The organism is Bartonella sp. CL435QHHD (assembly GCF_042195095.1).
GTDB lineage: Bacteria > Pseudomonadota > Alphaproteobacteria > Rhizobiales > Rhizobiaceae > Bartonella.
In genome coordinates, this window is the sequence record NZ_JBHINS010000083.1 from 83,170 (window position 1) to 96,988 (window position 13,819).

The 13,819-nt window shown below is 37.9% G+C and carries 9 protein-coding genes; 5 read left to right on the plus strand and 4 right to left on the minus strand.

Annotated elements, in window-relative coordinates:
* Window positions 1-30 precede the first annotated feature (30 nt).
* From carB to ACFILH_RS08555, 3 genes are all read left to right on the plus strand, one after another.
* Window positions 31-3,516 carry a carbamoyl-phosphate synthase large subunit gene (gene carB / locus ACFILH_RS08545; protein WP_273791215.1) on the plus strand — a complete coding sequence of 1,162 codons (3,486 nt, stop codon included), beginning with the start codon at window positions 31-33 and terminating at the stop codon, window positions 3,514-3,516.
* A gap of 245 nt (window positions 3,517-3,761) precedes the next feature.
* Window positions 3,762-3,971, plus strand: coding sequence for a cold-shock protein (locus tag ACFILH_RS08550; RefSeq protein ID WP_012754908.1), 210 nt, complete (start codon window positions 3,762-3,764; stop codon window positions 3,969-3,971).
* A gap of 317 nt (window positions 3,972-4,288) precedes the next feature.
* Entirely contained in the window at window positions 4,289-5,491 is a 1,203-nt protein-coding gene (locus tag ACFILH_RS08555; RefSeq protein ID WP_375659932.1) for a pyridoxal phosphate-dependent aminotransferase, read from the plus strand.
* Between the two features lie 1,142 nt (window positions 5,492-6,633).
* Here the strand turns inward: ACFILH_RS08555 and ACFILH_RS08560 are convergent.
* Window positions 6,634-7,539, minus strand: coding sequence for a LysR family transcriptional regulator (locus ACFILH_RS08560; RefSeq protein WP_273791217.1), 906 nt, complete (start codon window positions 7,537-7,539; stop codon window positions 6,634-6,636).
* Between the two features lie 42 nt (window positions 7,540-7,581).
* Entirely contained in the window at window positions 7,582-8,538 is a 957-nt protein-coding gene (trxB, locus tag ACFILH_RS08565) for a thioredoxin-disulfide reductase (RefSeq protein WP_273791218.1), read from the minus strand.
* A 310-nt stretch (window positions 8,539-8,848) separates the two neighbouring features.
* Here trxB and ACFILH_RS08570 point away from each other — a divergent pair, with 310 nt between their 5' ends.
* On the plus strand, window positions 8,849-10,243 hold the full coding sequence (locus ACFILH_RS08570; RefSeq protein ID WP_273791219.1) for a TrkH family potassium uptake protein: 1,395 nt from the start codon (window positions 8,849-8,851) through the stop codon (window positions 10,241-10,243).
* 1,211 nt (window positions 10,244-11,454) lie between these two features.
* Here the strand turns inward: ACFILH_RS08570 and ACFILH_RS08575 are convergent.
* Together ACFILH_RS08575 and greA are read right to left on the minus strand one after the other, a co-directional pair.
* Window positions 11,455-12,513: a glycosyltransferase family 4 protein gene (locus tag ACFILH_RS08575; protein ID WP_273791220.1), complete on the minus strand. Its 1,059-nt coding sequence runs from the start codon at window positions 12,511-12,513 to the stop codon at window positions 11,455-11,457.
* Between the two features lie 17 nt (window positions 12,514-12,530).
* The gene (greA, locus tag ACFILH_RS08580) at window positions 12,531-13,004 is read right to left on the minus strand and encodes a transcription elongation factor GreA (protein WP_007347010.1); all 474 of its coding nucleotides are present in this window, start codon (window positions 13,002-13,004) and stop codon (window positions 12,531-12,533) included.
* Between the two features lie 339 nt (window positions 13,005-13,343).
* Here greA and ACFILH_RS08585 point away from each other — a divergent pair, with 339 nt between their 5' ends.
* Window positions 13,344-13,658, plus strand: a complete 315-nt coding sequence (locus ACFILH_RS08585; RefSeq protein WP_375630822.1) for an SH3 domain-containing protein — start codon at window positions 13,344-13,346, stop codon at window positions 13,656-13,658.
* Window positions 13,659-13,819: the final 161 nt, after the last annotated feature.

Genomic DNA, 13,819 nt, shown 5'->3' on the forward strand with positions numbered 1-13,819 from the left:
GCACACAGATATTTGTCATAGGAAAAAGTCATGCCCAAACGCACAGATATAAAATCTATTCTTATCATCGGAGCAGGACCTATTATCATTGGTCAGGCATGTGAATTTGATTATTCAGGCACTCAAGCCTGTAAAGCATTAAAAGAAGAAGGTTACCGAATTATTTTGGTAAATTCTAATCCTGCCACGATTATGACAGATCCAGATCTAGCTGATGCAACTTATATAGAGCCCATTACTCCTGAAATAGTTGCCAAAATTATTGCTCACGAGCGTCCCGATGCCCTTTTGCCCACTATGGGAGGACAAACAGCCCTCAATACTGCTTTATCATTAAAGCGTATGGGTATTTTAGACCGCTACCATGTTGAAATGATAGGAGCCAATGCTGATGCTATTGATAAAGCTGAAGATCGTGCTTTATTCCGCCAAGCGATGGCAAAAATCGGTTTGGAAACGCCACGCTCTATGTTAGCCAATGCAACAGAACTGAAAGAAGAAAATCGCCAACAACACGCAAAAACGTGTGCTGAACTTAAAGCAAAGCTTTCTGGTGCTGCGCTTGACAAAGCACTCGAAGAACTTGAGCGCAACTGGCGACATACCGAAGCTGATCGCAAACAACATTATATCGCTCATGCAACAGCAAAAGCAGTTCAAGCTCTTGATGTTGTTGGGCTTCCAGCTATTATTCGTCCTTCATTCACCCTTGGTGGAACTGGTGGTGGAATCGCTTATAACCGCTCTGAATTCTATGAAATTATTGAACGTGGGCTTGAAGCTTCACCAACAACAGAAGTATTAATTGAAGAAAGTGTTTTAGGGTGGAAAGAATATGAGATGGAAGTTGTTCGTGATAAGAACGACAACTGTATCATCGTTTGTTCTATTGAAAACATTGATCCAATGGGGATTCATACCGGTGATTCGATCACTGTAGCACCTGCTCTCACCTTAACCGATAAAGAATATCAATGTATGCGTAATGCTTCGATTGCTGTTTTGCGCGAAATTGGTGTTGAAACGGGGGGATCCAATGTACAGTTTGCTGTCAATCCTGAAAATGGGCGCCTCATTGTTATTGAAATGAATCCGCGTGTTTCTCGCTCTTCAGCGCTTGCCTCAAAAGCAACGGGGTTTCCCATTGCCAAAGTAGCGGCTAAACTGGCTGTTGGTTATACACTTGATGAATTAAAAAATGATATCACGGGTGGTGCAACACCAGCATCATTTGAACCTTCTATTGACTATATTGTGACAAAAATTCCTCGTTTTGCGTTCGAAAAATTTCCCGGTTCATCACCTGTCCTCACAACTGCGATGAAATCTGTAGGAGAAGTCATGGCAATTGGACGCACTTTTCAAGAATCGTTACAAAAAGCACTCCGTGGACTTGAAACAGGGCTTACGGGTCTTGATGAAATTGTGATTCCAGAGCATGCTGAAGGTGATGAAAAAAGTTCTATACGCTCAGCCATTGCCATACCAAGCCCTGATCGTCTACGCTATATTGCTCAAGCCATGCGCACAGGCTTACCCTTAAATGAGATTCACCAAATTAGCAAAATTGATCCGTGGTTTTTAGAACAAATAGCCTCCATCATTGAAATGGAGCAGCGTATCCGCATTCATGGATTACCCCAAGATGCAGATAATTTACGTATGTTAAAAGCTATGGGCTTTTCAGATGCGCGATTAGCCTCCCTTACAGGGAAAGAACCCGATTATATCGCAGCTTTACGTAAATCACTGAATGTTAAACACGTCTTCAAACGGATTGATACTTGTGCCGCTGAATTTTCTTCTCCTACAGCCTATATGTATTCAACATATGAAGTTCCCTTTGCAGGTGTAGAGCACTCGGAAGCACACGTTTCTGAACGCAAAAAAATTGCTATTTTAGGCGGTGGACCAAACCGCATTGGGCAAGGTATTGAATTTGATTACTGTTGCTGCCACGCTGCTTTTGCACTGCGTGATGCAGGATTTGAAGCGATTATGATTAACTGTAATCCTGAAACAGTTTCAACCGACTATGATACCTCTGATCGCCTTTACTTTGAATCTTTAACAACAGAAGACGTTATCGCTATTTTAGAAGCAGAACAGGAAAAAGGAGATTTGGTTGGAGTCATCGTCCAATTTGGCGGACAAACACCCTTAAAATTGGCAAGCGCTCTAGAAAAACACAATATCCCCATCCTAGGTACTTCACCTGACGCTATCGACTTAGCAGAAGATAGAGACCGCTTTCAAAAACTTTTATTTAAACTTAATTTAACACAACCTCAAAATGGTATTGCCCACTCCATTGAACAAGCACGCCTCATTGCCCACGAACTAGGCTTCCCTTTGGTTGTACGTCCCTCTTATGTTTTAGGAGGACGTGCTATGCAAATTATTCGTGATGAACGTAGCTTACAAAATTATTTACTTGAGAGTGTCCCTGAATTAATTTCAGAAGATATCAAAGTCCGTTATCCTAACGACACAACAGGACAAATCAATATATTGCTTGGTAAAAATCCGCTTCTCTTTGATACCTATTTAACAGAAGCAATTGAAGTAGATGTTGATTGTCTATGTGATGGTAACGAAACACTGATCGTTGGTATTATGGAACATATTGAAGAAGCTGGTATCCACTCTGGTGATTCAGCATGTTCTCTACCAGTCCATACGCTCTCAAATAAAATAGTTACTGAATTAGAGCGCCAAACCAAAGCATTAGCACAAGCACTTCATGTTCGCGGCTTAATGAATGTACAATATGCTATAAAAGATGACACCATTTATGTCTTAGAAGTCAATCCCCGTGCTTCACGTACTGTCCCATTTGTTGCAAAAACGATTGGTCGCCCTATTGCTAAAATGGCTGCACGTATTATGGCAGGAGAAACGCTTCATGATGCTCTTCAAGCTTATGGTGGATTACCTTCTTTGCAAAAAAAACAACATATTGCCGTCAAGGAAGCAGTATTTCCTTTTGCTCGTTTTTCAGGTGTTGATACACTTCTTGGTCCAGAAATGCGCTCAACCGGTGAAGTTATGGGACTTGACTATGAATTTTCGCTTGCTTTTGCTAAAGCCCAACTTGGAGCTGGTGTAAAACTCCCTAAAGAGGGAACTTTGTTCGTTTCTGTAAGAGATGAAGATAAAAAACGCATCTTAAATCCTGTAAAACGTTTAACTGAGCTTGGCTTTTCTGTTGTCGCCACAAGTGGAACACAAAAATTTCTCACCGAACACCACGTTGAAGCAAAAAAAATTAACAAAGTTCTAGAGGGACACCCCCATATTGAAGACGCTATTCGTAATCGCAAAATTCAATTGATTTTTAATACAACTAGCACGGCCAGTGCCATCTCAGACTCAAAATCATTACGTTATGCAGCCCTCATGCAAAATGTTCCCTATTATACAACAATAGCTGGAGCCGAAGCCGTTGTAGAAGCGATCAAAGCACTCAAAAAAAGGCGCCTTGAAGTACGTTCACTACAAAGTTATTTCAGTTGAATTTTTCTACTTAACAAAATGTACACTGTTTTCTTATTTTTTCTTTATATAAAAATTGATTAAGACTTGCTTTTTGTTCCAAAAACTTTTATAGAGGTTTCATCGAATTTTCGGTTACGTGACTTTCTTTCCTGTGCAATCTGCACTTTCGGCGAAACTTCTCCCACCTAATTTCGATCTACAACCGTATTGAAGAAATGAAAGCTTCAGTACTCAATATAATTATATATTCTAAGGAGTTTCCTATGTCTACAGGAACAGTTAAGTGGTTTAATACAACAAAAGGTTTCGGATTCATTCAACCTAGTGATGGTAGTGCAGATGTATTTGTACACATTTCTGCTGTCGAGCGTTCTGGTCTAAACAGTCTTAATGAAGGGCAAAAAATTTCTTATGATGTTCTTCAAGATCGTCGTTCAGGAAAATTTGCCGCTGGTAACCTTGCAGCCCTTTAAAGTTTAAATTCTGCAATATTTTATTTAAAAATCTTCGTCTGTAATGACGAAGATTTTTTTTATTTTGTATAAAGCATCATTTTACCTTGTTAACATAAAAGACTGCTTATCTCCTTTGCACAATTTATCCCCCCCTTATACTTCCTCAAAACTTTCATAAAATCTACAAAGAGATTATCTTGTGAAATCTCAAAAAAGAAGAATATAAAGCCCGTGTAAGAGTATTTTAGAAGTTTTTTATTGCATACAATATAATCTCTTATAGAATATCCTTAAAGCAATAACCATTTGTTGATATAATATAAGGATTTAAAATTATGGCTTTTATTGCCGACAAACTGTCTCTTATCAAACCTTCTGCAACAATAGCTGCTTCTCAAAAGGCCCGCCATTTAAAAGCATTAGGGCGCAATGTTATTGCTTTAAGTGCTGGAGAGCCAGACTTTGATACCCCAGACAACATCAAAAACGCGGCTATTGAAGCTATTCGAAGAGGAGAAACAAAATACCCTCCCATATCTGGAATTCCAGAATTGCGCCAAGCAATTTCTGCAAAGTTTAAAAGAGAAAATAACCTTCTTTACCAACCAGAACAAATTATTGTTGGTACCGGTGGAAAACAAATTCTCTTTAATGCATTCATGGCAACTTTGAATAAAGGAGATGAGGTCATCATTCCATCCCCTTATTGGGTTAGTTATCCAGAAATGGTCGCACTCAACGATGGTACGCCTGTCTTTTTAGAAACAAAAGCCGAATTTTCTTATAAACTCCAACCCCAAGAGCTAGAAGCTGCCATTACCCCCAAAACCAAATGGTTCATCTTTAACTCTCCTTCAAATCCATCAGGTGCTGCTTATACACATAATGAATTGAAAAAACTCACAGATGTTTTAGTAAAATATCCTCATGTTTATATCCTTTCCGATGATATATATGAACATCTCACATATGAGGGTTTTACCTTTGTTACTCCAGCTCAAGTAGAACCAGCGCTTTATGAGCGTACACTCACAATGAATGGTGTTTCTAAAGCCTATGCGATGACGGGATGGAGAATCGGCTATGCAGGCGGACCACAAGAATTAATTAAAGCCATGGATACCATTCAAGGACAGCAAACATCTGGAACAAGTGTCATTTCACAATGGGCTGCGGTTGAAGCACTCAACGGGCCACAAGACTTTATTGCTAAAAATAAAAGTATTTTTCAAACACGCCGTGATCTCGTTGTCTCCATGCTAAATCAAGCTCCTGGCATTCACTGTCCAACGCCTGAGGGTGCTTTTTATGTTTATCCTTCTTGCTCCGGAATTATTGGAAAGAAAACACCTAACGGCCAATGTATTACCAATGATGAGGACTTCGCCATAGCGCTTCTAGAAACAGAAGCTGTTGCTGTCGTCCAAGGATCTGCTTTTGGACTTGGATCAGCTTTTCGTATTTCTTATGCAACATCAGAAGAATTACTTGAAGAAGCTTGTATACGTATACAGCGCTTTTGCAACAGTCTAATTTAAAATTTTTAAATATCATCTCTTGTGATTGTTTTTACCGAATGTCAGTATATCCGAGAAAATATCGGAAACTGTGTCATGGTCTAAATCTATCGATTCAGCAAAAATAGAGGCTGTAGATAAAGATCAAAAAAATCTAGCTATCAAATAAATGAATCGGTCTATTATCATAAGAGATGAAAAACCTATTCTGCTTTCTCCATTCAATTTATAACTCTAAAAAAGACCGAGCGCTTTTAAACACAATTGCCCTTATAATCAAAGGCCCTTACAATAAAATCTCTTCTATTTCTCGGCTTCTTCTTCGTCCTAAAATGAAGAAGAAGCCACCTCCCATCGTTGTGTAAGCAATCCAGTTTCCTTTAAGTTCTATCTAATAACTACTTGATTTACTTCATAGGCTTTATGAACAAGACCTGCCTTAAATATTCACCTCACACTCTAATAAAAAGCACTTCATGTATAAGGTTTTAAATATTTTATATCACACCCCTAAAAGACAGACTTTTATGGTACAACAGGATAAATCTCTCTTAAACTCCTCATTGAATTTTAGTATTCTTAAAAAATTGTTGGATATCCACAAGTTTCAAAATTTTTTCCTTATCATCTTCCCATATATTGCAATTTCTAAGGACTCTTTCAAAAATAATAAAAAAAAAGCCGGACATATTGTCCGGCAAATTTGGAAAATCTTCAGAGATAAAATCAATCTGATAGATCTTCGTAAGGGAACACTCAAGAAAACGCACTGGGAGGCAACATAATCAAGAGATAGCATTCTATGTCATTTTATAAGAAAAAGCACAATAAAGACTTAAGCGTATCTGCTATGCAATAAACACATAGCTTTAAATTTGTCTCCATTATGTAGCACTCTCTTTAATTAAATATAAAAATGTAAGCTACACCATCACACGATTGTCCATTTTTCAATATATAATAGCTCTCACGTTTGCTAGCATTTGTAAAAAAACATTTATCCCTTTTTTCAAAAATATTTACCCGCGCAGACTCCCTCCACTTTTAATGTGCAACGAATAATTTTAATTGATTCAATATGAGCAAATTTGAAACGAAAGAATATTACGGGAGTCTCAAGTTGCAAAACAGCTAATTGTTCCTTATAAATTAAGACATTAATATTAAAAAGACCACTGACGAGCTTTTAAAAAAATATAATCTCGAAAAGCATTTAACCTTGCCAAATTCTTTAAATTATAAGGATAACAAAAAAAAGTATCAAAAGAAGGAATATCAACCATATCAGGAAAAAGACGCACCAAATGCTCATCATTATTGACGATATAATCAGGAAGCACAGCAATCCCAAGATCACGCATAAGCGCATTCTTTATTGAGATGATATTGTTGATTTGTAGAACTGAAACGCGCAATGATCCATCACTTCTACCAGCCTTTTCCAACCAATTTAAACCAGACAAATAAGGTGGAACAGGTTCACCGAACGAAATAATACGATGCTCATCGAGATCAGATAATTTTTCCGGCTTTCCATAATTTGCAATATACTTTTCCGAAGCATAAACATGCATATGAATTGTAAAGAGTTTTCTTTGTATAAGATCAGGTTGTTTGGGTTGATGTAAGCGAACAGCACAATCCGCATGACACATTGTCAAATCAAGCTCTTCATCGGAAAGCAAAAGCTGAACCTGCATATCAGGATAAAGACTAAGAAATTCTGGCATACGCTCTGCAATCCACCCTGCCCCCATTCCAAAGGTCGAGGTCACACGCAAGTGCCCCGTTGGTTTTGCATAGCTTTCACTTAATTGCAAACGCACACTTTCAAGCTTCATCAAAACATCATGAGCTGTACGATAAAGAGTTTCTCCCTGTTCTGTAAGAATCAAACCACGCGCATGACGTTGAAATAAGGATACCCCAACCTCTTGTTCTAAAGCCGAAACCTGTCGTGAAACGGCTGATTGAGATAAATGAAGTTTTTGAGCAGCATGCGTAAAAGATCCCGCTTCTGCTGCAGCGTGAAAAACCCTTAACTTATCCCAATCCAACGGTGGCGCCACAATTAATTCTACCTCTATATTCTCTATTTTCTCAATGAGTTACTAACGCTTGGATATATCCAAAAACCGTTCTGCTTCCAACGCTGCCATACATCCTCTTCCCGCAGCTGTTACAGCTTGGCGGAATGTTTCATCTGTCACATCCCCAGCAGCAAAAACACCAGCAATGCTTGTTGCTGTTGAGTCCGGTGCTGTCCATAAATAGCCGCCTCGTTTTTGTTTCAGCTGTCCTTCAAACAGAGAAACAGCAGGATTATGCCCAATGGCAATAAATATGCCCTCTGCATTCACTTTCATCTCATGACCTGTCTTAACATTTTTCAGACGTGCACCTGTTACAACAGCGCCCATTGAATCTTGAGCTGGCAGCCCCACAATTTCTTCGACCACATGATCCCAAAAAACACGCACATTATTACAAGCCAGCAACCTATCTTGCAAAATTTTTTCTGCCCGAAACTGCCCCCGCCTGTGAACCACGCTTACACTCTTAGCCAAATGCGATAAATAAAGTGCTTCTTCAACAGCCGTATTTCCTCCTCCCACGACAATAACGTCCTTATCACGATAAAAAAAGCCATCACATGTAGCACAAGCGGAAACACCTCCGCCCATAAAGGTCTGTTCACTTTCTAAACCAAGCCAGCGTGCTTGAGCTCCTGTTGCAATAATCAGTGCATCACAAGAATATTGTGTTCCTGAATCCCCATATAAGACAAAAGGATACTTCAACAAATCAGCCTTTATAATTGTATCATAGACAATTTTTGTCCCCATATTCTCAGCTTGTTTTGCCATTTGTTCCATCAACCATGGTCCTTGAATGGGATCTGCAAAACCTGGATAATTCTCAACATCAGTTGTAATTGTTAATTGTCCACCCTGCTGCAAGCCCGTCACCAAAACCGGCTTAAGCATTGCTCTTGCTGCATAGATCGCCGCTGTATAACCAGCCGGACCTGAGCCAATAATCAGCAGACGAATATGCGATTGCACCATTAAATCCCCTTCACTTTATTATAAATTAATTATTCTATAAATGATAACGGAATGCAGCCTTTTAAAAAAATATTTTTCAAGAGCCCTAATTATGTTATGTATACTTCTTTTCAAGTTTTATGAAAAGGTCTGATTACTAATTCATCAAGGCACGCTAATGTTAAGAATTAATCCTTATCCTATAAAGAGAAAAATGTAACTTCTTATGAGCACAAAACCATAATAAAAAGAGATACAAAGATAGGGAACGATCATTTTTCAATTTATTATCAATGTCTGTGCACGTTTTGCCTTAATCATGGGAGGAGCAATGCTTTTGCCAATTTTTGTGGATTTGCACGACAACAATCGTAATTGGATAAGCTTTCTCTATTCTTGTGCCATAACCACCATGTTAGCAACACTGATTCTTTTAGCAACTAAGGGAGCTACTTGTCGCTTTTCAGCACGGCTTGGCTTTATGCTCACTGTTTGTCTTTGGCTTACAGGAAGCATCGTAGGTGCCTTACCTCTTTATCTTTCTCCTCTTCCCATTTCTCTAGCAGGAGCCATTTTTGAATCTGTTTCTGGAATTACAACAACAGGCTCCACAGTCCTTTCTGATCTTGATAATTTATCGCGAAGTATTTTATTATGGCGTTCTCTTATATGCTGGATTGGGGGCATTGGTTTTATCGGTTTAGCCCTCTTAATTTTGCCTTCACTGCGTGTGGGTGGCGTGCGACTTTTTCATATGGAATCATCTGATAAATCTGAAAAAATATTGCCTCGCATCAACCAAATTGCTAACGGAATTATCATCGCTTATGTTGGGTTAACATTGGCTTGTATGCTTTCTTATTTTGCTGCAGGCATGAATTTATTTGATGCCATTAACCATGCAATGAGTACAGTAGCAACAGCTGGTTTTTCAACGCATGATGCTTCTTTTGGCTATTTTTCTGATAAACCAGCCATCTTAATTATTTCAACAATCTTCATGTTGCTTTCTGCTTTACCCTTCGTACTTTATGTTAAATTAGTCCTTCCTGGACACTCCAAACGCTTCCTTGACCCACAAGTGATTGTTTTTCTCCATATCGTTCTCCTTTTCAGCTTTGCTTTAGCGGCATGGCTACGGTTTTATGATCATCGCGCGTTCCACTTGATTTTCCTTGATGTCATTTTTCACCTTTCATCCATTATTAGCACCACAGGTTATAGCGCTGAAGATTATCAACTTTGGGGACCGTTTGCGCTTGGAATTTTCTTCATTGTTTCTTTTACAGGCGGATGTGCTGGTTCTACTTCTGGTGGCATGAAAATCAATCGCCTCATTATTCTTTGGCGTATTACACAAACAAATATAGAAAAACTTCTTTCTCCTAATGTCGTTGTAAAAGCGCGCTACGATCACTCAAATATATCAAATGATGTTGCTCAAGCCGTTTTGTTTTTTGTCTGTCTTTATATGTTTTGCCTTGTTATCGGCACTGCACTTTTGCTTACAACCGGTCTTGACTTTACCTCTGCCTTTACGGGGGTCTTAACCGCACTTTCAAATGTTGGTCCAGGCTTTGGAGATATTATTGGCCCCACTGGTAATTTCTCTACAATCAACGACCATGCTTTATGGATTTTAAGTTTTCTAATGTTAGCTGGACGCCTTGAAATCATAACAATATTCGTCCTTTTTATTCCCGCTTTCTGGCGTGAACAATTCTAATGCAGAGAGTATTTTATTCTACCATGATAAAAATTTACAAGATAAAAAGGTGTGAACAGTATGCATCATAATATTCACCCCTTACTCAATCCACTGAAGATTTTCTAAAATTTCATACAAATCATCATATCAATGATATAAAAATAATTTAACAAAAACAATCAAATACCAATATTTTCAAAGCCATAACATATAAAACTTCACTTTATTGATCTTCTTTATCAAATAAAGTGGACGCATAGAACATTCTTTTTTACGAATAATCTCTCATGCAAAAAATATGAATATTTGCTGATAAAAGTGTTTTTTCTCTTTAATAGAGTTACCTCCTTATAGAAAAAAATGCTATTATATTACGAGCTCACAAGCTTATAAAAAAACATCTCACAGTACTCATCACCCCCATTCCACGACAGCCTTCATGAAAGATATAAAATGGGCACCATCATTTTTACTTAAATAATAATAAGGTGCAAGTCGGTACTACAAAATAAGATATAAATTAGTACCACCATATTATTTTTTTTCTGTTAATGTCGTAACAGCCTGCATTTCAGACAATTTATAAGAAATCTCTTTACACCTTGTCTTCAATAGTTTTGATCCACCACATGCCTTCTTCCGATTGTGATGTGCTAGAGGATAGCTCTCCTTGATTTAATATCAACAGATTTGACATAAGAAAATCTTACGCTACTCAAAGCTCTTATTCAAATTGAAAAGGTAAATTATCTATAAAAATCATATATATATTAATCTTAAATCCATCTTATCATGAATTTATTGAAAATATGTACGACTATTTTATCCATGGAGATAGCATCATTATCTTTTTAAGACAAGAAAACGTTTTTTTGCTATCTATTTAAGTCTTACAAAACGAACAATATCAGTACGACACCGTATAAGATAGTGCATAAATCCCCAGACTTGAGTTAAAGCATTATTTTCTTCTTATTCTAAAACATCAATGAATAAAAGTAGCTTTCCTCTCTCCTAGTATGCTTTATCATAAACTACATATCGCTCTCAAGCGTATACATTTTTAATCTTTTATCCAAAATTTTGAGAACTTCTTATAGCGTTCTACTAAAGACAATATAAATTTTGTAAAATAACAGCTATATCATTGAGCTGTTTTCTTGATGACTATGAGAAACCTTTAAGGAAAATACTTTTTATCATCCCTCAAGAAGATTTTTGATATCATATCAAAGTGTTTTTTCCGCAAACAGTTCTTTGTAAACACTTTCAATCTTGCTTGCCTCTTTTTCCAAAGGAAAGTGAGTACGAACATGGGTTAAAGCTTTCTTTCCGGCTGCCAATGTTTTTTCCACATCAGAAAAATAAGGTTCAATTGCTGCGGTTAAAGCCGAACCATCTCCTGCTTTTACAACTGTTCCTGTCGCTTCTACAACCAATTCTTTATAAGCTCCAGCATCACTCGTTACAACCGCAACCTGTGATGCCATTGCTTCTAATGGCGTTAAACCGAAACCTTCTGTACGAGAAGGTGCAACATAAAGTGTTAAACGACGATACCACAAAGGGATGTCCAGAATCTCACCAAGAAAAATAATGCGATCATCCAGACCAGCTTTAGCAATCTTTTGGCGTAACTCTTTTTCAAAATGATAATATTGCTCTGTCGTACGACCAGCGATAAGTGCTGTCCATTCGGGGTAATCAGGCAATAATGCTATCATGGCATCAACAAATAAATCTGTTCCCTTTGAGTAGCGCAGACGCCCAAAACATCCTACCGCATATTTTCCTGGAAATCCTGTCGAAGAAAAGCAATCATCAAAAGTCTGTGGTGGAGTAAAACGCCTCACATCCACCCCATGCATAATAACCTTATGAGGCACTTCTAGATAAGCGCCCGTACGTGTACTGGTAGCTATAACCCTATCCATACAGCGAATCAACCATTTGGTAAAAGGCTTATGATGACGTTGTGAAGCCGAAGTAAAGATGAGTTTAAGCTTCATTCGCAAAACATCGCGTAAAAAGATCCCACAAAGCATCTCAATATTGCGTCGTGCATGCCAAATACGAAATGGCTTCCCTTTCGGACTTTTCCAAAGTCCGAAAAGGTCCCTAAAGGCAAGAGCCGGTAAAGTTTGTGGTAAACCAAACCCCAAAGTGGATATACGCATACCCTGTTCGCGTTGCATTGGAATAAGCTGAATAATCGTAGATGTTACTCCCGACAAACGCCTTTTAAAGTGAGGCGCAATAACCTCAGTTTCGTCCAAAGATACACGCATAATAATCCATATGTTATTTAGATGTACTGAACCTTAATGATCTCATAATTATGCGCACCACCTGGTGCATTCACCTCAATCACATCACCTTCTTGCTTGCCAATAAGTGCACGTGCGATAGGCGAAGAAATAGAGATTTTACCAACCTTTACATCAGCTTCTTGATCTCCTACGATCTGATACACTTTTTTTTCTTCAGTGTCCTCATCCAAGAGTTTAATGGTTGCGCCAAATTTTATTTTGTCACCTGAAAGACGCGAGACATCTATAACTTCTGCTCGCGCGATATAATCTTCAAGCTCATTTATACGCCCCTCATTATGACTTTGCGCTTCTTTAGCTGCGTGATACTCAGCATTTTCGGATAAATCACCATGCGCACGCGCTTCAGAAATTGCTTCAATAATTCGCGGACGCTCCTGTTGTTGACGCCAACGCAACTCTTCTTTAAGACTCTCAAAACCAGCTGTAGTCATCGGAACTTTTTCCATAATCCGTCCCTTTCTATTACACGGAAGGTTTAATAAAAATACAAAAAACGGCTTCCAAAATTACTTTTGGAATCCGAAAACTACGATCTTTTTTATTATATAGTACAGTATCGCTGTTTTCCATACAAAAATAAATAAAGGAAACAAAACATGCACAAATAGTGATTAAAACATCTCATTTTGGTGTTTAAAACGTTAAACTTCACTATTCTCTTTAAAAGTGTCCTAAAGAAGAAAGAATTGTATTTTTTTCTGTTTTATCATAATCTAGTAAAAGAAATCATATGGGATATGAAGAGAGAAGGATAGAAAATCTCTAAAGAAATTCTTTACAGAAAAATGAAAAAAATCGTCATTTTTTTTATGTTTGGCTCTTTCTTTTTAGCCACAACAATATCAGAGGCAGCAGATGCTTTTGTTACGAGAAATCTTAATTTTAGAACAGGTCCCAGCACTCAGTATGCGCTTTGCGGCTTAATCTCTGCTGGAGAATTGGTTTTTGTTAAAAACTGTGAAGGAAATTGGTGCCATATCCGATATAACACTCAAATAGGTTGGGTGTCATCTCGTTATCTTTCATTTAAAGATGGAAACGATCTTTATCACACATATACAATGTCTTTAGTGCCCAAACATACCGATTATTCTCCATAACAGCCATAATAACTTATGCCCTCTTGAATATCATCATGGCAAAAATGCAATAGTGTCCACGAACAACCACAAATATGCCCCCTCCAAAGAAATACTTCGAAGAATTTGTCTCATGAAAAACTTGATCAATATCCTAATGAAAGCTCTAATAAACCAAAATA

Excerpts from the sequence above, each read along its gene's own strand:
- ACFILH_RS08570 (WP_273791219.1), top strand. The coding sequence starts at position 8,849 with ATGCTTTTGCCAATTTTTGTGGATTTGCACGACAACAATCGTAATTGG.
- ACFILH_RS08555 (WP_375659932.1), top strand. The coding sequence starts at position 4,289 with ATGGCTTTTATTGCCGACAAACTGTCTCTTATCAAACCTTCTGCAACA.
- ACFILH_RS08575 (WP_273791220.1), bottom strand. The coding sequence starts at position 12,513 with ATGCGTGTATCTTTGGACGAAACTGAGGTTATTGCGCCTCACTTTAAA.
- greA (WP_007347010.1), bottom strand. The coding sequence starts at position 13,004 with ATGGAAAAAGTTCCGATGACTACAGCTGGTTTTGAGAGTCTTAAAGAA.
- ACFILH_RS08550 (WP_012754908.1), top strand. The coding sequence starts at position 3,762 with ATGTCTACAGGAACAGTTAAGTGGTTTAATACAACAAAAGGTTTCGGA.
- ACFILH_RS08585 (WP_375630822.1), top strand. The coding sequence starts at position 13,344 with ATGAAAAAAATCGTCATTTTTTTTATGTTTGGCTCTTTCTTTTTAGCC.
- trxB (WP_273791218.1), bottom strand. The coding sequence starts at position 8,538 with ATGGTGCAATCGCATATTCGTCTGCTGATTATTGGCTCAGGTCCGGCT.
- carB (WP_273791215.1), top strand. The coding sequence starts at position 31 with ATGCCCAAACGCACAGATATAAAATCTATTCTTATCATCGGAGCAGGA.